Origin of the sequence: Photobacterium sp. 1_MG-2023 (assembly GCF_030547945.1) — a bacterium.
Taxonomy (GTDB): Bacteria; Pseudomonadota; Gammaproteobacteria; order Enterobacterales; family Vibrionaceae; genus Photobacterium.
In genome coordinates, this window is sequence record NZ_JAUORR010000031.1 from 1 (window position 1) to 20111 (window position 20111).

Here is a 20111-nt window from a genome sequence, read left to right on the forward strand (position 1 = left end):
GAATTGGTAGACGCGCTAGCTTCAGGTGCTAGTGTCCGCAAGGACGTGAGAGTTCAAGTCTCTCCCTCCGCACCAATAACTTTTCTGATGTCAGTGACATCCTACAATTTGCGGAAGTGGCGGAATTGGTAGACGCACCAGATTTAGGTTCTGGCGCCGCAAGGTGTGAGAGTTCAAGTCTCTCCTTCCGCACCATTTAGGGCTATCGCCAAGCGGTAAGGCAGCGGCTTTTGATGCCGCCATTCCCTGGTTCGAATCCAGGTAGCCCTGCCATATTTTGAAGGTAACGAGCATTACCAACTCGATATCTTTCCTGCTTCGGCAGGAGAATGAATACCACGTGCGGTGGTGGCGGAATTGGTAGACGCGCTAGCTTCAGGTGCTAGTGTCCGCAAGGACGTGAGAGTTCAAGTCTCTCCCTCCGCACCAACTTTCGATCTGTTACAGATCACCTGCAGGGCTATCGCCAAGCGGTAAGGCAGCGGCTTTTGATGCCGCCATCCCCTGGTTCGAATCCAGGTAGCCCTGCCATTTTTCACTTCGTTCGGTTGAACGTTTGAAAATGGCTACGTAGCTCAGTTGGTTAGAGCACATCACTCATAATGATGGGGTCACAGGTTCGAATCCCGTCGTAGCCACCATTCTTATTCTCGACCAAGGATTTGAATGGCAACAGAGTCAATATACGCGGTGGTGGCGGAATTGGTAGACGCGCTAGCTTCAGGTGCTAGTGCCCGCAAGGGCGTGAGAGTTCAAGTCTCTCCCTCCGCACCAATTGACTTCTGAAAATTTGAAATTTTAGGGCTATCGCCAAGCGGTAAGGCAGCGGCTTTTGATGCCGCCATTCCCTGGTTCGAATCCAGGTAGCCCTGCCATTTTGCTTCAGACACACTTTTCAGGTGTTTTGAAAGCTCGAGAAGACCTTTGGGTCTGACTCACCATGTTGCGGTGGTGGCGGAATTGGTATACGCGCTAGCTTCAGGTGCTAGTGTCCGCAAGGACGTGAGAGTTCAAGTCTCTCCCTCCGCACCAACTTTCTGGAATTCCAGGGGGTTGTAAAACAATCAGAAGTTACTCCGGTAACGTCGCAAAATGAGCCAGCATCATGCTGGTTTTTTTGTCCCTGAAATTTGCTGCCCCATCGGGTCATACCAATCGCAGTAATTCACTGATCATCCTAGCTTGTTCAAATGTTCGATGACTGCGTTAGATTTTTTGATTGTAGAATAACTACTTATCTAAAAACCCGCCTTGTTCTCAAACATTTTTCCTGCGCTATTTCTGATCATTAACTTACTTTGATTGGTATCAGTCATATCCGTCGCTCAGCTTTCTTCGTTCACTGATCATAAAAAAAGCCACACGACGGTGGCTTTTTCGACTGACGTTGTTACGGATTACAACCCAAGCGCGTATTTCAGAACCCGATGTTTTATCGGACCTGTATGGTCGGCCAGCTTCAATCCGACATTCCGTAACACGGCAAAAGGCAGTAAATCATTGCTGAACGCTTTGTAAAACACATCCATCCCCGTTTGCATGATCAGGTTATCTGGCCGGCGACGCCGCTCATACCGTTGCAGAACGCATGTCTCAAACCAGAAATCACCGCCATTAGCCATTTCATCCAGCAGAACATCGACATCTTTGAAGCCCAGATTCACACCCTGCCCTGCTAATGGATTGATGGTGTGTGCAGCATCGCCCAGCAGCACAATGCCGTTCTGAAAGTAAGTTTGCGCATGTCGCCGGGTCAGCGGGAAGCAGCCCTTGTTTTGCACCGTGATCTGGCCGAGCTCAGCCGGGAAATTCTTTGCTACTTCCTGTGCCAGTTGCGGATTCGGCATCGCTATTAATTGTTTGATGCGGGCCGGATGATCATACCAGACGAGAGAGCCCTGATGGCCCGGCATAGGCAGAAACGAACGTGGCCCTTTCGGGGTAAATTGCTGCCAGGTGATCTCCTGCTGTGGCAGTTCTGTTTCAACGCTGATCAACAGACAGTGCTGGCGGTAATCCCAGGCTGTGATGCCAATCTTTGCCAGTTGCCGGACTCTGGAATTGGCGCCATCGGCCCCAACCAGCCAGCGGCTTTTCAGACGCTGACCGTTATCCAGTTCGATCTCATAGCCGTCTTCCATGGCCTGAAAATTTTCCAGGCGCGCAGGACAAATCAGGGTCAGGTTCGGCTGTTCTTCAAATGCCTGCCACAAACCCAGCTGGATCAAGCGGTTTTCCACCATAAAACCCAGCTCAGGTAATCCTAAATCTGTGGCGCTGAAACGCGTCCGGCATTCCGGGTGCTCCCAGGTTTCCAGACGCCGGAAAGGACACAAGCGCATCGCCCGGATATGGTCCCAGGCTTTGAGTCGTTCCAGCAGTTTTACCGACTGGGCTGAAATCGCGGAGACCCGTAAATCCATCGGTTGCGATTCATGGTAAGCCTCGGGCTTTTCTCCTTCAATCACAGCGACTTTCCGGCCCTGACGGGCCATGCCCAACGCTGCCGCTGCACCTACCATTCCGCCGCCGGCAATCACGACATCAAACTGTTCCATGCTGGTCTCTCAATGCTTAACGTTGACGACATTCTAACGGCTTTCCTCTGCTTGGCTACCTTCTGACATCAATCGACGGTTTTTTCCTGCTAAATCCACCCGTCCTCCCTTCATGTTTCAGCCACAAGACAGCCAGCCTGCCGATTTTATAATCAGCATTGATGATCTGGTCACACCGGGTCGAAAGCAGTACAATACGCGGCTTGCAATTTAAGCTGGCTAACAGAGAAGGGGCACAGCACCTTCCAGACACAGCCGACGCTGCATTCGCAGCATGAAATGCACCGAATTAACACACGAGTGAAGAGTGAGACATGGCGAAGAAACTGCTGATCAAAACCTGGGGCTGCCAGATGAACGAATACGATTCATCAAAAATGGCCGATCTTCTCAACGCGAATGGCGGTTATGAGTTAACAGAAGAACCAGAACAAGCAGATGTACTACTCCTGAACACCTGCTCCATCCGTGAGAAGGCTCAGGAAAAAGTTTTCCATCAGCTTGGCCGCTGGAAGACCCTGAAAGATAAAAAGCCAGGTCTGGTGATTGGCGTCGGTGGCTGTGTTGCAACTCAGGAAGGCGACTCGATCCGCGAACGTGCGCCTTATGTGGATGTGATCTTTGGTCCGCAAACCCTGCACCGCCTGCCGGAAATGATTGCGAAGTCTCAGTCTGAAGAAGCACCGGTGATGGACATCTCCTTCCCTGAAATCGAGAAGTTCGACCGCCTGCCGGAGCCCCGTGCAGAAGGCCCGACAGCTTTCGTTTCCATCATGGAAGGCTGTTCAAAATACTGTACCTTCTGCGTGGTGCCATACACTCGTGGTGAAGAAGTCAGCCGTCCGCTGGATGATGTCCTGTTTGAAATTGCACAGCTGGCAGAACAAGGCGTCCGTGAAGTGAACCTGCTGGGTCAGAACGTGAACGCATACCGCGGTGTCACCCATGACGGTGAAATCGCTTCGTTTGCTGAACTGCTGCGTCTGGTCGCCGCAATCGATGGCATTGACCGGATTCGTTACACCACCAGCCACCCCATCGAATTTACCGACGACATCATCGAAGTCTACGCAGACACGCCTGAAGTGGTCAGCTTCCTGCACCTGCCGGTCCAGAGTGGTTCCGACCGGATTCTGGCGATGATGAAACGTCCACATACGGCTATCGAATATAAGTCGAAAATCCGTAAGCTTCGTAAAGTCCGTCCGGATATCACCATCAGCTCCGATTTCATCGTGGCATTCCCGGGTGAATCCGATCAGGATTTCCAGGACACCATGAAGCTGATCCGCGATATCGATTTCGACATGAGCTTCAGCTTTATCTACTCTGCACGTCCGGGCACCCCGGCGGCGGATTACCCGTGCGATCTGCCGGAAGATGTGAAGAAGCAGCGTCTGTACGAACTGCAGCAACAAATCAACAGCCAGGCGATGCGTTACTCTCGCCAGATGCTGGATACCGAGCAGCGGATTCTGGTAGAAGGTCCGTCGAAGAAGAACATCATGGAACTACGCGGCCGGACCGAAAATAACCGTGTCGTGAACTTTGAAGGTTCGGTGGATTTGATCGGTCAGTTTGTCGATGTCAAAATCACAGACGTATTCAACAACTCCCTGCGTGGTGAGCTTGTCCGTACCGAAGCAGACATGAACCTGCGGATTGCCGTGTCTCCAAGCGAGATCATGGAGAAAACCCGTAAAGAAGATGAATTGGGTGTAGGCGTTTATACTCCTTAATGAGAGGACAGAAATCTCTGCCCATGCCCAATAATTTCGGCCGCCCGTTACAGTGGGCGGCCTACTGAGAGGCAAATCTTGAGCAAAATTATTACTGTAGAACTGAATCTCGAACCCGCCGATAATCACCGCCTGGCCAGCCTTTGCGGTCCATTCGACGACAACATCAAACAACTGGAACGCCGCTTGGGTGTTGAAATCAGCCACCGCAGCCACAGTTTCAGTATCGTCGGTCAACCCCATACCGCCGAAGCCACGGCCAATATCCTGAAACATCTCTATGTGGACACCGCCCCGGTGCGTAATGTGATCCCGGATATTGAGCCAGAACAAATTCACTTAGCGATCAAAGAATCCGGTGTACTGGAACAAGACACCGCCACCAGTATTCCTTATGGCAAAGAAGTAAACATCAAGACCAAGAAGGGCGTGATCAAACCACGGACCCCGAATCAGGCGCAGTACATTGCGAATATGATTGGTCATGACATTACTTTCGGGATTGGCCCTGCCGGTACGGGTAAAACCTACCTAGCGGTTGCAGCCGCGGTTGATGCACTGGAACGTCAGGAGATCCGCCGGATCCTGCTGACCCGTCCTGCGGTTGAAGCCGGTGAGAAGCTGGGTTTCCTGCCGGGCGATCTGAGCCAGAAAGTCGACCCTTATCTGCGCCCGCTGTATGACGCCTTGTTTGAAATGCTGGGTTTCGAGCGGGTTGAAAAGCTGATTGAGCGCAATGTGATTGAAGTCGCCCCGCTCGCTTACATGCGTGGCCGGACACTGAATGATGCTTTCATCATTCTGGATGAGAGTCAGAACACCACGGTCGAGCAGATGAAAATGTTCCTGACCCGGATTGGCTTTAATTCCCGGGCCGTGATCACCGGTGACGTTACTCAGATCGACCTGCCACGTGGTGCCCGTTCTGGCCTGCGTCATGCCATCGAAGTGCTGGCCGATGTCGAAGAAATCAGCTTTAACTTCTTCCAGGCATCCGATGTCGTGCGACACCCGGTCGTTGCCCGGATCGTTCAGGCTTATGAAGTCTGGGAAACTGAAGATCAGAAACAACGCAAACTGGCAGAACAACGCCGTCGCGAGCAGCAAGCTTCGCGTCAGGCCAGCCCAGAAACGGAAGAATAAGCCCGATGGCGATTTATCTGGATTTACAGCTTGCCACTGCTGATGAAAGTGGCCTGCCGACAGAAGCCGACTTCCAGCGCTGGCTGGAAGCAGCAGTCACCCCGTTCCAGGCCGATGCGGAAGTAACGATCCGTTTGGTGGATACCGAAGAAAGCCAGGCGCTGAATCATGAATACCGTGGTAAAGACAAGCCAACCAATGTGCTGTCTTTCCCGTTTGAGGCACCGCCGGGCGTTGAACTGGAGCTGCTGGGCGATCTGATCATCTGTCGTCAGGTCGTTGAAAATGAAGCACAGGCACAGGAAAAACCGCTGTTTGCCCACTGGGCACATATGGTTGTACACGGCTCCCTTCATCTGCTAGGTTATGACCATATTGAAGATGACGAAGCCGAGGAAATGGAAGCGCTGGAAACTGAAATTATGCAGGCTCTGGGGTTTGCCAATCCTTACGAGGCTGACCAATACTAACATCAGCCCAGGCAGTCATTTTAAAGTAATCCGGTCGGCTCCCAATCGTTTGGCGCCGGCTTTCCGTGGCTTGAGCCACTTATTTGAATAGAAAGCAATGAACGACGATAACCCCCAAAATTCTGACGGTCCGAGTCGAAAGACCTTCTTTGAACGTATTGGCCAGCTCTTTCAGGGCGAGCCACAGAATAAGGAAGAACTGGTCGATGTGATCCGGGATTCCGAAGAAAATGATCTGATCGATCATCACACTCGCGACATGCTCGAAGGTGTGATCCAGATTTCTGAGATGCGCGTCCGGGACATCATGATCCCTCGCTCCCAGATGATCACCATAGAACGTTCACAGAAGGTTGAAGATCTGATTGATATCATTGTTGATGCCCAGCACTCCCGCTACCCGGTCATCAGCGACGATAAAGACCATGTCGAAGGCATCCTGCTTGCAAAAGATCTGCTGCGCTACCTGCGCCCGGACAGCGAGCCGTTTGAACTCGACGCCATTCTCCGTCCGGCTGTTGTTGTGCCGGAGAGCAAGCGGGTGGATCGCCTGCTGAAAGAATTTCGGGAAGAACGCTACCACATGGCTATCGTGGTTGATGAATTTGGTGGCGTTTCCGGCTTAATCACCATTGAAGATATCCTGGAGCAAATCGTTGGCGAAATCGAAGATGAATTCGACGACGAAGAAGAACAGGAAATTCGCCAGCTGAGCAAACACACCTGGAATGTGAAGGCATTAACAACCATTGATGACTTCAACAAAATGTTCCAGACCAGCTTCAGCGTCAATGACATCGACACCATCGGTGGCCTGGTCATGACCAGTTTCGGTCACCTGCCAACCCGGGGGGAAGTGGTCGAACTGGAAGGCTACGCGTTCAAAGTCACAGCAGCGGACAGCCGCCGGATCATTCAATTACAAGTGACGGTGCCGCAGGAGGCACATCAACCAACGATGACGCCCTGATGAGACGAATCGACAATTTAAACCTTTGGGGACGGCTGCTGTTAGCCGTCCCGGCAGGTGCGCTGGCAACCCTGTCTTTTGCACCCTATCAATTCTGGTATCTTGCCCCGCTTTCCCTCATTGTTTTCTTTACCCTGCTGCAAAACCAACGCCCGAAAACGGCCTTCTGGACCGGACTGGCATGGGGTTTAGGCCTCTTTGGCAGTGGCGTGTGGTGGGTGCATGTCAGCATTGCCGACTTTGGCGGCATGCCAATCGCCGCCGGCCTCTTCCTGATGGCCCTGCTGATTGGCTATCTCGCCCTCTTTCCGGCCCTGTTTGGTGCACTCTTTGCCAGACTCGGCCATGGACGCCCTTTCCACCAGCTCATGCTGATTGGCCCGGTACTCTGGCTGTTACTGGACTGGCTGCGTGGCTGGCTGTTCACCGGATTCCCTTGGCTGTGGCTGGGATACGGACAAATCCACGGCCCCTTTGCCAGCTTCGCGCCGATTCTCGGTGTAGAAGGACTCACGCTGGCCCTGGTGCTGAGCTGCGGTGCATTGGTTGCTGCGGGTTATTACCGCAACTGGAAACCGCTGATGCTGCCGGCCCTGATTTTTTTCCTGGCTTATCAGACCAAAGGCATTGAGTGGGTTCAGCCAGATCCCTATAAGCCGGTGAAAGTTGCTCTGGTGCAGGGAAATATCCCCCAGGCAATGAAATGGCGGCCGGATCAGCAATGGCCAACCCTGATGAAATATCTGGATCTGACCCGTGAAAACTGGGACGCCGATGTCATTATCTGGCCAGAAGCAGCGATCCCTGCACTGGAGCAACAGGTCGGCACTTTCCTGAGTCGTCTGGACGAAGCCGCACGCATGAATCAAAGCGCGGTGATCACGGGGGTTCTGGACAAAACCGAACAGGGCGAGTTTTTCAATAACATCCTGACGCTGGGTGTGAACCGGGATGGCGAATATCATTACGATACGGTCAGCCGGTACAGTAAACACCATTTGCTGCCCTTTGGTGAATTCGTGCCGTTCGGAGACATTCTGCGCCCGATTGCGCCATTCTTTAATCTCCCGATGTCTTCATTCAGCCGCGGCGATTTCATTCAGCCCAACCTGGAAGCGAACGGATACGCGCTTGCGCCAGCCTTATGTTATGAAATTGCCTTCAGTGAGCAGGTCCGCCAGAACGTGGGGATGGGCACGGATATGCTGTTAACCCTGTCGAACGATGCCTGGTTTGGTCGCTCAATCGGCCCACACCAGCATATGGAAATTGCGCAAATGCGGGCACTGGAAACAGGCAAACCATTACTGCGTGCCACCAATACCGGCGTGACAGCCGTAGTCGATCATCACGGACAAATCATCGCTGAACTGCCTCAATTCGAGACAGGTGTGCTACGCGCCACGGTCACCCCGACCAAAGGCTTGACCCCTTATGTCTCTTTGGGCAGCTGGCCGCTGTACCTGTACATGCTGTGGTCGGTCACTCTATCCTGGTTACTGGTGAAACGCCGCCGGGGGGATTTCCGGGATACCAATCCGCAGGAAGGTGTTCACTAATCAACATCCCTTCATGACAGGGTGCAATGCGCCCTGTCATGCGTTTGCGTTTATCGCCTTAAGGGGCCAGTGGCTGACGGGTAAACTGCGTTCCGCCGCACTTCACACAAGGCTCAATGGTCCGGACATGGGTATATTGCTCATGATGACCACATTTCTCGCAGACAAGATGACCCAGCCCGACGATTTCTCCGGCCTGATACACACCCCGGTGTTTCAGATCATCCATGACTTCCACCCACTCCAGCTGCGTTTTGTCCGTCACCTCAGCCAGACCGCGCCAGATGGTTTCAGACACCAGATGATAAAACGGGCTTTCTGAAAACGGCGCCGGACTTTCCTGCACATTCTGCCCGAATTCCTGCACGTCGCGCTTCAGATACTGTCGGATCAGCGCCAGCTCGTCTTTGGTCATATCACTGGCCGCCTCCCGGTATTTTTCAGTGGTTTCAATCCAATGCTTCAGCTCTTCCGGGCTGTGCTTTAAGGTTTCCGTCATTTCTTCCAACATGGATTCATAGGCTGCTTTTTGTTTACCCATGCAAGATCTCCCTGGTCCTTGGACTCACTCAGCAGTGGCCGGGCTGAATTATCACAATATAACCTGCCCTATTCGGCCTCAGCTATTGTTGCTACCTTTACCTTTAGTTATTCTATGTCGATTATTTTGACTGTGTTTATGTAATTCACAAAGATTCCGGAAGTCATCGATGCAAGAACAATATCGTCCACAGGACATTGAACCGAAAGTTCAAGAACATTGGGACAACAACCAAACCTTTGTTGTAAGTGAAGACCCGAATAAAGAAAAATTCTACTGTCTTTCCATGTTCCCGTACCCGAGTGGGCGCCTCCACATGGGGCACGTGCGTAACTACACCATCGGTGACGTGATTTCCCGTTATCAGCGCCTGCAAGGCAAAAACGTCATGCAGCCAATCGGCTGGGATGCTTTCGGTCTGCCGGCTGAAAATGCCGCGGTGAAAAACAACACAGCACCAGCGCCGTGGACTTACGAAAACATTGATTACATGAAGAACCAGCTGAAACTGCTGGGCTTCGGCTACGACTGGAAGCGTGAATTCGCAACCTGTACGCCAGAATACTATCGCTGGGAACAAGAGTTCTTCACCAAGCTGTACAACAAAGGCCTGGTCTACAAGAAGACCTCTTCCGTGAACTGGTGTCCGAATGACCAGACCGTTCTGGCGAACGAGCAGGTTGAAGATGGTTGCTGCTGGCGTTGTGACACACCGGTCGAGCAAAAAGAAATTCCGCAGTGGTTTATCAAAATCACAGCTTATGCGCAGGAATTGCTGGACGATCTGGACAATCTGGAAGGTTGGCCTGACATGGTCAAAACCATGCAGCGCAACTGGATTGGTCGCTCTGAAGGCGTAGAACTGGCGTTTGATGTTGAAGGCCAGGACGTACCGCTGGAAGTATACACCACGCGTCCGGACACCCTGATGGGTGTGACCTACGTGGGAATCGCTGCCGGTCACCCGCTGGCTGACAAAGCGGCACAGAATAACCCTGAGCTGGCTGCCTTTATCGATGAATGCCGCAACACCAAAGTTGCTGAAGCTGAACTGGCTACCATGGAGAAGAAAGGCATGGCCACCGGCCTGTATGCCATTCATCCGCTGAACGGCCGCCGTGTTCCGGTTTACGTCGCAAACTTTGTGCTGATGGACTATGGCACAGGTGCCGTGATGGCTGTTCCTGCGCACGATCAGCGCGACTTTGAATTCGCCACCAAGTACGGCCTGGACATTGTGCCAGTCATCAAGCCTGCCGACGGCAGTACTCTGGACATCAGCGAAGCGGCTTACACCGAAAAAGGTGTTCTGTTCGACTCGGGTGAATTCGACGGTCTGGCATTTCAGGCTGCGTTCGATGCAATTGCCGCCAAGCTAGAAACAGAAGGTAAAGGCAAGAAAACCGTGAACTTCCGTCTGCGCGACTGGGGTGTTTCCCGTCAGCGCTACTGGGGCGCACCGATCCCGATGGTCACCACAGAAGATGGTGAAGTACATCCGGTCCCAGCTGACCAACTGCCCGTGATCCTGCCGGAAGATGTGGTGATGGACGGCGTAACCAGCCCAATCAAAGCAGACAAAGCGTGGGCCGAAACCACCTTTGAAGGCAGACCTGCACTGCGTGAAACCGACACCTTCGACACCTTCATGGAGTCGTCCTGGTACTACGCACGCTACTGCTCGCCAAAAGCGGACGAAATGCTGGATTCCGATGCGGCCAACTACTGGCTGCCGGTCGACCAGTACATCGGGGGCATCGAGCACGCATGTATGCACCTGCTGTATTCCCGATTCTTCCACAAGCTGCTGCGCGACAGCGGTATGGTCACCAGTGACGAGCCGTTCAAGCAGCTGCTGTGTCAGGGGATGGTGCTGGCAGATGCCTTCTACTACACCAATGACAAAGGCGCGAAAATCTGGGTGTCTCCGACAGAAGTCACTCTGGAGCGCGACGAAAAAGGCCGCATTACGCAAGCGACGGACGAAGAAGGCAACGCGCTGGTTCACTCCGGCATGACTAAGATGTCCAAGTCGAAGAACAACGGTATCGACCCGCAGGAAATGGTCGACAAATACGGTGCAGACACCGTCCGTCTGTTCATGATGTTTGCCTCTCCGGCGGACATGACTCTGGAATGGCAGGAATCTGGCGTCGAAGGCGCAAACCGCTTCCTGAAACGTGTCTGGAAACTTGTTTTTGAACATACCGCAAAAGGCGTGGTCGAAGCTCTGGATGCTACCTCTCTGACGGCAGATCAGAAAGCGCTGCGTCGTGATGTCCATAAGACGATTGCCAAAGTCAGCGATGACATTGGCCGCCGTCAGACGTTCAACACGGCGATTGCTGCGATCATGGAACTGATGAACAAGTTGGGTAAGGCCCCGCAGGATTCTGTCCAGGACCGCGCACTGCTGGACGAAGCCCTGAAAGCTGTGGTTCGGATGCTGTATCCAATCACCCCGCACGTCTGCTTTGAACTGTGGGCTGCTCTGGGTGAGTCTGACGTTGACCACGCTGATTGGCCAGTCGCAGACGACAAAGCGATGATCGAAGATGAGAAGCTCATCATCGTTCAGGTGAACGGTAAGCTGCGTGCCAAACTGACGGTGGCTGCTGACGCTGACAAAGAACAGGTCGAAGCCATTGCGCTGGCGGACGAAAACGTGTCGAAATTTACGGATGATAAAACCATCCGGAAGGTCATTTTCGTCCCGGGCAAGCTACTGAACATCGTCGCCAACTAATCCGGCACACGAACAACGCCTTCCCACCGGGAAGGCGTTTTCTCTTGAATTCTTGATATGTTTGACAAGGAGTAGACACGGTGAGCACCGCTTCATCCCTGCTGTCCCGTTTTCGTCTGGTGATTGTTGTCCTGCTATCGCTGGCAACAGCCTCTTGCGGCTTTCATTTGCGCGGCAACTATATGCTGCCCGACGACATCGCACGCCTGTCTCTGACCAGTTTTGATAAATACGGGCCGCTGACCCGCATGGTTAAATCTCAGTTTAAGCTTCACGGTATTGAAGCCGTTCCGCCGTCATCCCAGGTGCCAAACCTGCATTTGATCAGCGAGTCTCAGGGCGAACGAACCCTGTCGCTGTATCAGAACAGCCGCGCAGCCGAATATGAGCTGACCTACACCGTAAGCTATCAGGTGGTCGTCCCGGAAAAAGGCGCCAAACGCTTTACCACCAAAGTGAACCGGAGCTTTCTGGACAACCCGTTAACGGCGCTTGCGAAGTCTGTAGAGCGCGACATGTTGCTCGACGAAATGCGTGAGCAGGCTGCCCGTCAGATTATGCGCCAGCTGGCACGTCTGACCGCAGATCTGAACCAGTTGGACGAAGACGAGACGCTGTCTGATGACGTTTCAACGGTTGAAACTGAAACCGACCCGGCTCAAGCAGTCACAAATCAACGGTTGCAGACCGGGGACACAGCAACACCATGAGGATTTACCCGGAACAACTGGGGGAACGCCTGAAACAAGGGCTGTCCTCGGCTTATCTGGTTTGTGGTAACGAGCCTTTACTCCTTCAGGAAACCTCAGATTTACTGAGGCAACATGGCAAAACAGCGGGATTTCTGGAGCGCCACAGTTTTTCGGTCGACAACCAGCTCGACTGGACGGAAGTGCTGGATTGCTGTCAGGCGCTGAGCTTGTTTTCTGCCCGGCAAATCATTGAACTGACCCTGCCGGAAACCGGCCTCAACGCCAATCAGGCCAAATCCTTACAAACCGTCCTTGATGCTTTGCATCCGGATATACTGCTGCTGGTTTATGGCTCTCGCCTGAATAAAAAACAGGAGTCCGGCGCCTGGTTCAAAGCGCTGACTGCCCAGGGCATCTATGTGCCGTGCAATACGCCGGATGCCCGCCAGCTGCCGCGATTTATTCAGCAGCGCTGTCAGCAGCTCGGCCTCAAAGCCGATGCAGAGTCCATCCAGTTACTGGCACAATGGCATGAAGGAAACCTGCTGGCGTTATCGCAAAGCCTGCATAAGCTCACCCTGATTTACCCCGACGGCACCCTGACTGTCCCTCGGATTCAGGATGCGCTCAGTCGCCATAATCATTACACACCATTCCAGTTGCTCGACGCGCTGCTGGCCGGACAGGCCAAACGCAGCCAGCGTATTTTGCGTCAGCTGGAAGCGGAAGGGGTTGAAGCCATCATCATTCTGCGGACCCTGCAGCGAGAGCTGACCCAGCTCTACCGGATGCAGGAAATGGGGAAGCAAGGCACTCCCCTGAACCGGATCTTTGAGAACTTTCGGGTCTGGCAGAACCGCCGCGAGCTTTACGTGGGCGCCCTGCACCGCTTACCACTGCCCCTGTTGCTGCAAGCCCTGCATCAGTTGACTCAGTTGGAACGTCAGGTCAAAACAGATTTCGACAACCATATCTGGCCTGGGTTAAGCACCTTGGCCACCCTGATGTGCGGCATGAGCCAGGGCTTACCCCGAGCGCAGTGAGGCAAATTATTGTTAAATCTGGCTGCTGCTCAAAAAATTCCGCTGAACTGCACGCCGCTCAAACCGCCGCACGGATTGAGCGTGCTATACTCCGGCGTTAAAATGTGAACCTGATCGATGCATCCGACGCTAATCTATGAATAGTGTCAGCCATCCTGAATGACCAAAAATAGAGGGAGTCCCTTTGCAGGTACAAGAATTACACGATTTTATTGTTGATAAAATTGATGACATGAAAGCGCAAGATATCGTCACCCTGGATGTGCGCGGCAAATCCAGCATTACGGATCTCATGGTCCTGTGCACAGGGACCTCAAACCGTCATGTGGCTTCTATTGCCGACAATGTCAGCAAAGCCTCCAAACTAATTGATTTCCCGCCTTTCGGGATCAGCGGTGAAGAAGACGCGGAGTGGGTTGTTGTGGACATGGGCAGTGTCATGCTGCACATCATGCAAGAGGATGCCCGAAAAATGTATCAGCTGGAAAAGCTTTGGGGCTAACTGACGGATGAAGTTACAACTGATTGCCGTTGGTACCAAAATGCCCAAATGGGTAGAAACCGGCTTTGAAGAATACCGCCGTCGCTTTCCGAAAGATATACCACTGGAACTGATTGAAATTCCAGCCGGAAAACGGGGAAAAAACGCTGACATTGCACGCATTCTGCAAAAAGAAGGCGAAGCCATGCTGGCTGCCGTCGCCAAAGGAAACCGGATTGTGACCCTGGATATTCCAGGCAAGCGCTGGGATACCGAGCAACTGGCGGGTCAGTTGGAAAGCTGGAAGCTGGATGGCCGGGATGTCTCGATCCTGATTGGCGGCCCTGAAGGTCTGGCTCCGGCATGTAAAGCCGCAGCTGAGCAAAGCTGGTCTCTCTCTCCGCTGACTCTGCCGCACCCGCTCGTCCGCATTGTGATGGCCGAAAGTCTGTACCGGGCTTGGAGTATCACCGCCAATCATCCGTATCACAGGGAATAAGCCGGTATGCGCAAAAAGCGACTTCAGATCCGCGATCATCAGGCCGAATCCTCGTTGTTTTTCCGCCGGGCGATCGTGTCCTTTGTCGGTATTATTGCCCTGATCGGCGTGTTGATCGCCAATCTCTACCATATTCAGGTCAGCGAGTTTGAGGATTATCAAACTCGTTCCAACGATAACCGCATCAAGATTGTGCCTGTAGCGCCGAACCGCGGCCTGATCTACGACCGGAATGGTGTGCTGCTGGCGGAAAACCGACCGGTCTACTCTCTGGAAGTGGTCACGGAAAAAGTTCCGGATCTGGAGGACAGTTTTGCGCGCCTGAAATCTCTGCTGGGCATTACAGACGAAGAGATTGAACGGTTTGAGCGTGAGCGCCGCCGTACTCGCCGGTTTAATTCCGTACCGCTGCGTAACCAGTTGACGGAAAAAGAAGTCGCCCTGTTTTCAGTCAATCAGCACCGTTTCCCTGGTGTCGAAGTCAAAGCTTACCTGAAACGCTACTACCCCTTTGGCGATGCCCTCACCCATGTGCTGGGTTATGTGGCGAAAATCAACGACCGTGATCTGGACGCGCTGGATCGCAACGGTGTCCTCAATAACTACAAAGCGACACGGGATATCGGCAAGTTAGGGGTCGAAAAATATTATGAAGAGATGCTGCATGGCACGTCCGGCTATCAGGAAGTAGAAGTGAACAGCCGGGGCCGGATCATCCGCACCCTGAAGTATGTCCCGCCGATTCCGGGCAAAGATATCCGGCTGAATCTGGATATTGAGCTGCAGTTGTATGTGAAGCAATTGCTGACGGAGAAGAAAACAGATCCGGAAACCGGTGAAGAGTACACCAAGGTCAAACGGGGTTCTGTTGTCGTTCTGGATCCCAAAGATTCCGCCGTGTTGGCGATGGTTTCCAGCCCAAGTTACGATCCCAACCTGTTCGTACACGGCATCTCGTCCAAACAGTACAGCGAATTACTGAATGATAAAGATCGGCCGCTGGTGAACCGGGTGACGCTGGGGATCTATCCACCTGCGTCAACGATTAAACCGCTGATTGCCGTGGCAGCACTGGCTGAAGGGGTTATCACCACCAGCACCACACGAAACGATCCGGGATACTGGAAAATTCCCAATACCAACAGCCGGCCTTTCCGTGACTGGCTGCGCTGGGGCCATGGCCGGGTGAATATTCACAAAGCCATTGAAGAGTCGGTCGATACCTTCTTCTACCAGATTGCGTATGACATGGGGATTGATCGCCTGTCTTCCTGGATGAGCCGGTTCGGTTTCGGTGAATACACCGGGATTGATATCCATGAAGAAAGCAGTGCCAATATGCCGACCCGCGAGTGGAAGCAAGCCCGTTTCCGCCAGCCCTGGTATCAGGGTGATACCATTCCGGTTGGCATCGGTCAGGGATACTGGACAGCAACGCCACTTCAGATCGCCAAGGCAATCACGGTCCTGGTGAACGACGGGGTTGTTCGTGCACCGCACTTGCTGAAAGATATTATGGGTCCGGAGGGCGAACAACCCGGCATGTATGAAGTCTTCCCACCGATTACCGGCGTCGATCCAAAGTACTGGCAAGTTGCAAAAGACGGGATGTACCGGGTGCTTTTCGGCAACCGGGGAACCGCCCGCCGCGCATTTTATGGCTCAGAATATAAGGCTGGTGGAAAATCCGGTTCAGCACAGGTCTTTGGTCTGGCTGAAGATCAGGAATACAACGCAGAAGAACTGGAAGAACATCTGCGCGATCACGCCCTGTTCACCGCCTTTGCGCCTTTTGAAAACCCTCAGGTTGTTGTGGCGATGGTTCTGGAAAATGCCGGTGGCGGTTCCAGAAATGGGGGGCCGGTCGCCCGTAAAATTTTCGACCACATGCTGCTTGAACACAAGGAAGCACATGACACAAATACATCCGCACGTGCAGAGGTAGCACAATGAGTATCATGGCTGCAGCAGGCAGCAAAAACACACTGAGTGATCGCCTGCATATTGATGTCCCTTTGCTGCTGGGCATTCTCACGCTGATGGGATTCGCCCTAGTGGTGATGTACAGCGCCAGCGGGCAGAACATGGCGATGATGGAACGTCAGGCTGTCCGGATGCTGCTGTCGCTGGCGATTATGTTCATTCTGGCGCAGGTTGCGCCAAGGCACTACGAGACCTGGGCCCCCTATCTGTTTGGAGTCGGACTCTTGCTTCTGGTGGGCGTGCTGCTGTTCGGTGAGATCTCAAAAGGTGCCCAGCGTTGGCTGGATCTCGGCGTTGTCCGCTTTCAGCCCTCGGAGTTGATCAAACTGGCTGTGCCGCTCATGGTGGCACGCTTTATCGGGAATCACCCACTGCCGCCCAGCTTGAAAAATATCGTCATTGCCACCCTGATGATCTTCATCCCGACGATTATGATTGCCAAACAGCCGGACCTGGGGACATCAATTCTCATCGCTGCTTCTGGGGTCTTTGTGCTGTTTTTATCCGGGATCAGCTGGCGGATTATTATCTTTGCCGGCATGCTGATTGCCGCTTTCGTGCCGGTGCTGTGGTTCTTTCTGATGCATGACTACCAGCGGACTCGCGTACTGACTCTGTTCAACCCGGAATCCGATCCGCTCGGGGCTGGTTATCACATCATCCAGTCGAAGATTGCCATTGGCTCTGGTGGGATCACCGGCAAAGGCTGGCTGCACGGCACTCAGTCCCAACTGGAGTTTCTTCCGGAACGCCACACAGACTTTATTTTTGCCGTCATTGCCGAAGAGTGGGGCTTGTCTGGCGTCATTGGCCTGCTGGCCCTGTATGTCTTCATCATCGGCCGTGGGCTGCTTCTGGCCAGCCGTGCACAAACCGCATTTGGTCGCATGATGGCTGGTAGTATCGTGCTGAGCTTCTTCGTTTACGTCTTCGTGAACATCGGCATGGTCAGCGGCCTGCTGCCAGTTGTTGGCGTTCCTTTGCCTCTGGTCAGTTACGGCGGAACCTCCATGGTTACCCTGATGGCTGGCTTCGGCATTCTGATGTCAATTCACACTCACCGAAAAATGTTGTCCAAGGCCAATTGATGCGCACTGCTATCCGTATTCTCACACTCACACTGGGCTTCACCCTGTTTCTGGCAGGGTGTAGCACGACCTCTACGTCAAAACGCTACGATATTGAAGATGATCATGCGCCGGAAAGCTCGCCTTCCCTGGATCATATTGAAGATGCCCAGCCAAGGTACGAACCCAAAAGTCTGGCCGGAAACAGCAACTATACCCTGCGGGGCCAGCATTATCAGATTCTTTCTGCAGACCAGCCATTCAGCCAAAGCGGTCTGGCCTCGTGGTATGGCAAAAAGTTTCACGGACACCAGACGTCCAATGGCGAAATCTACGATATGTTCTCCATGACTGCAGCTCATAAAACGCTGCCCTTGCCCAGTTATGTCAAAGTCACCAACACCAGCAATGGCAAAACAGCCATTGTCCGGGTCAATGACCGCGGGCCGTTCCACGAAGGGCGTATCATCGATCTGAGTATGGCCGCTGCCACCAAGCTGGATGTGATTGGCCACGGCACGGCGCCCGTGAGTATTGAGTTGCTCCAGATGCCCAAGCCAGATACAGAAGAATGGCAAAGCGCCAATCCGAAATGGTTTTTCGTTCAACTGGCCGCTTTCAGCGATCTGAGCAAAGCACAACTTGCCGCACAGAAACTGAAAGCGGCATTCCACACACCAGTCGACGTCAAGAAAGCGGAAGCCGCCGCGATCTATCGCCTGCGGCTGGGACCTTATCTGGACTCCCAGGAAGCCGAACAACACCGTGACCAAGCCAGAGAAAATCAGTTCCCCGAAGCTTTTATCGTTTCGGAGCAACGCGTATTGAACTAATTTGTCATTTAAAAGTCTGACAGAAGAATGTCAAAAATTCACAAGATTCCTGAAAGGCCCACTATTCACCGGGTTGAGCACTGTTTATCAGGGCTCAATCTGATATAGTGGTTCCAATTTTTTTGTTATCCGCAATCCAAGTAACCAAGTATCATGAATAAATCTGCTGCATTTTTTCGCTCTGTCGCCGCCTCAGCCGTACTACTGGCAAGTATTTCGGTGGCTGCGGCACCTGCCGCTGTTCCAGACGCCCCGCAGGTAGCCGCAAAAGGTTATATCTTGATGGACTACCATTCAGGCAAGATTCTGGCCGGGAATAACGAATACGAAAAGCTTCCACCAGCCAGTCTGACCAAAATGATGACCAGTTACGTCATTGGTCAGGCGGTAAAAAGCGGTAAAATTTCGCTGGATGATACTGTCGTCATCAGTAAAAACGCCTGGGCGAAAAACTTTCCCGGCTCTTCCAAGATGTTTATCGAGGTGGGCACCGAAGTCAAAGTTGCTGACCTGAACCGCGGGATCATCATTCAGTCCGGCAACGATGCTTGTGTTGCGATGGCTGAACATGTGGCCGGATCTGAAGACTCTTTCGTGAGCCTGATGAATCAGTGGGCTCAGGCACTGGGTATGAATTCCACCCATTTTGCGAATGTGCACGGCCTCGACAACCCAGACCTGTATACCACGCCGTATGACATGGCACTGCTGGCCGAAGGCCTGATTCGTGATGTGCCGGACGAGTTTGCCATCTATAAGGAAAAGTCATTCCGCTACAACGGCATTGAGCAATTCAACCGGAACAGCCTGCTGTGGGACAAAAGCCTGAATGTTGATGGCCTGAAAACAGGTCATACCGACAAAGCGGGTTACAGCCTGGTTAGTACCGCAACGGATGGCCAGATGCGCCTGATCGCTGTGGTCATGGGAACCCAGAACGCCAATGCACGAAAAGCCGAGAGCAAAAAGCTGCTGAACTATGGTTTCCGTTTCTTTGATACCGTTTCACCGCATAAAGCCAACGAAACCTTTGTGACCGAGAAAGTCTGGATGGGCGACAGCGATGAAGTCTCTCTGGGTGTGAGTCAGGATACTTTCGTCACGCTGCCACGCAACTCAGTCAAAGATCTGAAAGCAAGCTTTGTGCTGGAAAAAGAACTGAAAGCACCGATCCGCAAAGGCGATGAAGTCGGTAAGCTGTACTATCGTCTGGGTGATGAAGATGTGGCTGAATACCCGCTTCTGGCCCTGAATGATGTTGAACAGGGCAGCATCTTCAGCCGACTGATCGATTATATCGCATTGTTATTTAAAGGCTGGTTGAGCTAAAGCAACCCAAACGATGAAAGGACAGCCATGCTGTCCTTTTTCTTTGGACAGTCTGAGTTGTCTCAGTAAGTGCGCCCTCTCCCGAACCTCGACTTGAGTTATGGACAGCTTGCCATTAATATGCTGCCCTTACTTGTGATATACCGCATACCTTCCCGGGAGTTCAGCATGCAACAGCAAGAACAGCCAAAATTAAAAGATCTCTTAGAGTTCCCTTGCCAATTTACTTATAAGGTGATGGGTTTTAACAAGCCTGAGCTGCCTGATCTGGTCGTGGAAGTGATCCAGCGCCACGCTCCGGGCGACTATACCCCAAACGTGAAGCCAAGCGGTAAAGGCACTTACAGTGCCGTCTCTATCACGATCACGGCCACAAGTATCGAGCAGGTGGAAACCCTGTATCAAGAACTGGGCGACATTGAAATTGTCCGTCTCGTACTTTAAGGTCTGGTCTTACC

17 protein-coding genes and 8 tRNA genes are annotated in these 20111 nt (G+C 52.9%); 23 read left to right on the forward strand and 2 right to left on the reverse strand.

What is annotated here, in order from left to right; translation table 11 throughout:
* Window positions 1–110: 110 nt before the first annotated feature.
* The 8 genes from Q4579_RS19575 to Q4579_RS19610 all read left to right on the forward strand — a co-directional run bounded on the left by Q4579_RS19575 (window position 111) and on the right by Q4579_RS19610 (window position 1032).
* Window positions 111–195 (forward strand) — tRNA-Leu (locus Q4579_RS19575).
* 3 nt (window positions 196–198) lie between these two features.
* A tRNA-Gln gene (locus Q4579_RS19580) sits at window positions 199–273 on the forward strand.
* A gap of 69 nt (window positions 274–342) precedes the next feature.
* A tRNA-Leu gene (locus Q4579_RS19585) sits at window positions 343–429 on the forward strand.
* A gap of 27 nt (window positions 430–456) precedes the next feature.
* Window positions 457–531, forward strand: a tRNA-Gln gene (locus Q4579_RS19590).
* A gap of 33 nt (window positions 532–564) precedes the next feature.
* A tRNA-Met gene (locus Q4579_RS19595) sits at window positions 565–641 on the forward strand.
* A gap of 46 nt (window positions 642–687) precedes the next feature.
* Window positions 688–774: transfer RNA gene (locus Q4579_RS19600), tRNA-Leu, on the forward strand.
* Window positions 775–800: 26 nt separating this feature from the next.
* Window positions 801–875: transfer RNA gene (locus Q4579_RS19605), tRNA-Gln, on the forward strand.
* 70 nt (window positions 876–945) lie between these two features.
* Window positions 946–1032 (forward strand) — tRNA-Leu (locus tag Q4579_RS19610).
* Window positions 1033–1397: 365 nt separating this feature from the next.
* Here the strand turns inward: Q4579_RS19610 and Q4579_RS19615 are convergent.
* Window positions 1398–2558 carry a 2-octaprenyl-3-methyl-6-methoxy-1,4-benzoquinol hydroxylase gene (locus tag Q4579_RS19615; protein WP_303566441.1) on the reverse strand — a complete coding sequence of 387 codons (1161 nt, stop codon included), beginning with the start codon at window positions 2556–2558 and terminating at the stop codon, window positions 1398–1400.
* Between the two features lie 314 nt (window positions 2559–2872).
* On the opposite strand from Q4579_RS19615, the gene miaB reads away from it, so the two are divergent.
* The 5 genes from miaB (at window position 2873) to lnt (ending at window position 8439) form a co-directional block, all read left to right on the forward strand.
* Window positions 2873–4297, forward strand: a complete 1425-nt coding sequence (gene miaB, locus Q4579_RS19620; protein WP_303566443.1) for a tRNA (N6-isopentenyl adenosine(37)-C2)-methylthiotransferase MiaB — start codon at window positions 2873–2875, stop codon at window positions 4295–4297.
* Between the two features lie 75 nt (window positions 4298–4372).
* A complete protein-coding gene (locus Q4579_RS19625) occupies window positions 4373–5440 on the forward strand; it encodes a PhoH family protein (RefSeq protein WP_303566491.1) in 1068 nt (355 codons plus the stop codon).
* Between the two features lie 5 nt (window positions 5441–5445).
* Complete coding sequence (ybeY, locus tag Q4579_RS19630) at window positions 5446–5910, forward strand: rRNA maturation RNase YbeY (protein ID WP_303566445.1); 465 nt, start codon at window positions 5446–5448, stop codon at window positions 5908–5910.
* Between the two features lie 97 nt (window positions 5911–6007).
* Window positions 6008–6880: a CNNM family magnesium/cobalt transport protein CorC gene (gene corC / locus Q4579_RS19635; RefSeq protein WP_211646063.1), complete on the forward strand. Its 873-nt coding sequence runs from the start codon at window positions 6008–6010 to the stop codon at window positions 6878–6880.
* The gene (gene lnt / locus Q4579_RS19640; RefSeq protein ID WP_303566447.1) at window positions 6880–8439 is read left to right on the forward strand and encodes an apolipoprotein N-acyltransferase; all 1560 of its coding nucleotides are present in this window, start codon (window positions 6880–6882) and stop codon (window positions 8437–8439) included. The genes corC and lnt overlap by 1 nt, the downstream gene beginning before the upstream one ends.
* 58 nt (window positions 8440–8497) lie before the next feature.
* Here lnt and Q4579_RS19645 read toward each other — a convergent pair whose 3' ends face one another.
* Window positions 8498–8980 carry a zinc ribbon-containing protein gene (locus Q4579_RS19645; RefSeq protein ID WP_303566448.1) on the reverse strand — a complete coding sequence of 161 codons (483 nt, stop codon included), beginning with the start codon at window positions 8978–8980 and terminating at the stop codon, window positions 8498–8500.
* 169 nt (window positions 8981–9149) lie between these two features.
* Here Q4579_RS19645 and leuS point away from each other — a divergent pair, with 169 nt between their 5' ends.
* The 10 genes from leuS (at window position 9150) to ybeD (ending at window position 20097) form a co-directional block, all read left to right on the forward strand.
* Window positions 9150–11726, forward strand: a complete 2577-nt coding sequence (gene leuS, locus Q4579_RS19650) for a leucine--tRNA ligase (RefSeq protein ID WP_303566449.1) — start codon at window positions 9150–9152, stop codon at window positions 11724–11726.
* Between the two features lie 80 nt (window positions 11727–11806).
* Window positions 11807–12436 carry an LPS assembly lipoprotein LptE gene (lptE, locus tag Q4579_RS19655; RefSeq protein ID WP_303566450.1) on the forward strand — a complete coding sequence of 210 codons (630 nt, stop codon included), beginning with the start codon at window positions 11807–11809 and terminating at the stop codon, window positions 12434–12436.
* Complete coding sequence (gene holA, locus Q4579_RS19660; RefSeq protein WP_303566452.1) at window positions 12433–13461, forward strand: DNA polymerase III subunit delta; 1029 nt, start codon at window positions 12433–12435, stop codon at window positions 13459–13461. Before lptE ends, holA begins: the two co-directional genes overlap by 4 nt.
* A 184-nt stretch (window positions 13462–13645) precedes the next feature.
* Window positions 13646–13963, forward strand: a complete 318-nt coding sequence (gene rsfS, locus Q4579_RS19665) for a ribosome silencing factor (RefSeq protein WP_211646068.1) — start codon at window positions 13646–13648, stop codon at window positions 13961–13963.
* A 7-nt stretch (window positions 13964–13970) separates the two neighbouring features.
* Window positions 13971–14441, forward strand: coding sequence for a 23S rRNA (pseudouridine(1915)-N(3))-methyltransferase RlmH (gene rlmH / locus Q4579_RS19670; RefSeq protein ID WP_303566453.1), 471 nt, complete (start codon window positions 13971–13973; stop codon window positions 14439–14441).
* 6 nt (window positions 14442–14447) lie between these two features.
* A complete protein-coding gene (gene mrdA, locus Q4579_RS19675) occupies window positions 14448–16394 on the forward strand; it encodes a penicillin-binding protein 2 (protein ID WP_303566455.1) in 1947 nt (648 codons plus the stop codon).
* Window positions 16391–17512: a peptidoglycan glycosyltransferase MrdB gene (gene mrdB, locus Q4579_RS19680; protein ID WP_303566456.1), complete on the forward strand. Its 1122-nt coding sequence runs from the start codon at window positions 16391–16393 to the stop codon at window positions 17510–17512. The genes mrdA and mrdB overlap by 4 nt, the downstream gene beginning before the upstream one ends.
* Complete coding sequence (locus Q4579_RS19685; protein WP_303566457.1) at window positions 17512–18324, forward strand: septal ring lytic transglycosylase RlpA family protein; 813 nt, start codon at window positions 17512–17514, stop codon at window positions 18322–18324. Before mrdB ends, Q4579_RS19685 begins: the two co-directional genes overlap by 1 nt.
* Window positions 18325–18477: 153 nt before the next feature.
* On the forward strand, window positions 18478–19653 hold the full coding sequence (locus tag Q4579_RS19690; RefSeq protein ID WP_303566458.1) for a serine hydrolase: 1176 nt from the start codon (window positions 18478–18480) through the stop codon (window positions 19651–19653).
* A gap of 168 nt (window positions 19654–19821) precedes the next feature.
* A complete protein-coding gene (ybeD, locus tag Q4579_RS19695) occupies window positions 19822–20097 on the forward strand; it encodes a DUF493 family protein YbeD (RefSeq protein WP_211646074.1) in 276 nt (91 codons plus the stop codon).
* Window positions 20098–20111: the final 14 nt, after the last annotated feature.

Excerpts from the sequence above, each read along its gene's own strand:
- Q4579_RS19615 (WP_303566441.1), bottom strand. The coding sequence starts at position 2,558 with ATGGAACAGTTTGATGTCGTGATTGCCGGCGGCGGAATGGTAGGTGCA.
- miaB (WP_303566443.1), top strand. The coding sequence starts at position 2,873 with ATGGCGAAGAAACTGCTGATCAAAACCTGGGGCTGCCAGATGAACGAA.
- ybeY (WP_303566445.1), top strand. The coding sequence starts at position 5,446 with ATGGCGATTTATCTGGATTTACAGCTTGCCACTGCTGATGAAAGTGGC.
- corC (WP_211646063.1), top strand. The coding sequence starts at position 6,008 with ATGAACGACGATAACCCCCAAAATTCTGACGGTCCGAGTCGAAAGACC.
- lnt (WP_303566447.1), top strand. The coding sequence starts at position 6,880 with ATGAGACGAATCGACAATTTAAACCTTTGGGGACGGCTGCTGTTAGCC.
- Q4579_RS19645 (WP_303566448.1), bottom strand. The coding sequence starts at position 8,980 with ATGGGTAAACAAAAAGCAGCCTATGAATCCATGTTGGAAGAAATGACG.
- leuS (WP_303566449.1), top strand. The coding sequence starts at position 9,150 with ATGCAAGAACAATATCGTCCACAGGACATTGAACCGAAAGTTCAAGAA.
- holA (WP_303566452.1), top strand. The coding sequence starts at position 12,433 with ATGAGGATTTACCCGGAACAACTGGGGGAACGCCTGAAACAAGGGCTG.
- rlmH (WP_303566453.1), top strand. The coding sequence starts at position 13,971 with ATGAAGTTACAACTGATTGCCGTTGGTACCAAAATGCCCAAATGGGTA.
- mrdA (WP_303566455.1), top strand. The coding sequence starts at position 14,448 with ATGCGCAAAAAGCGACTTCAGATCCGCGATCATCAGGCCGAATCCTCG.
- mrdB (WP_303566456.1), top strand. The coding sequence starts at position 16,391 with ATGAGTATCATGGCTGCAGCAGGCAGCAAAAACACACTGAGTGATCGC.
- Q4579_RS19685 (WP_303566457.1), top strand. The coding sequence starts at position 17,512 with ATGCGCACTGCTATCCGTATTCTCACACTCACACTGGGCTTCACCCTG.
- Q4579_RS19690 (WP_303566458.1), top strand. The coding sequence starts at position 18,478 with ATGAATAAATCTGCTGCATTTTTTCGCTCTGTCGCCGCCTCAGCCGTA.
- ybeD (WP_211646074.1), top strand. The coding sequence starts at position 19,822 with ATGCAACAGCAAGAACAGCCAAAATTAAAAGATCTCTTAGAGTTCCCT.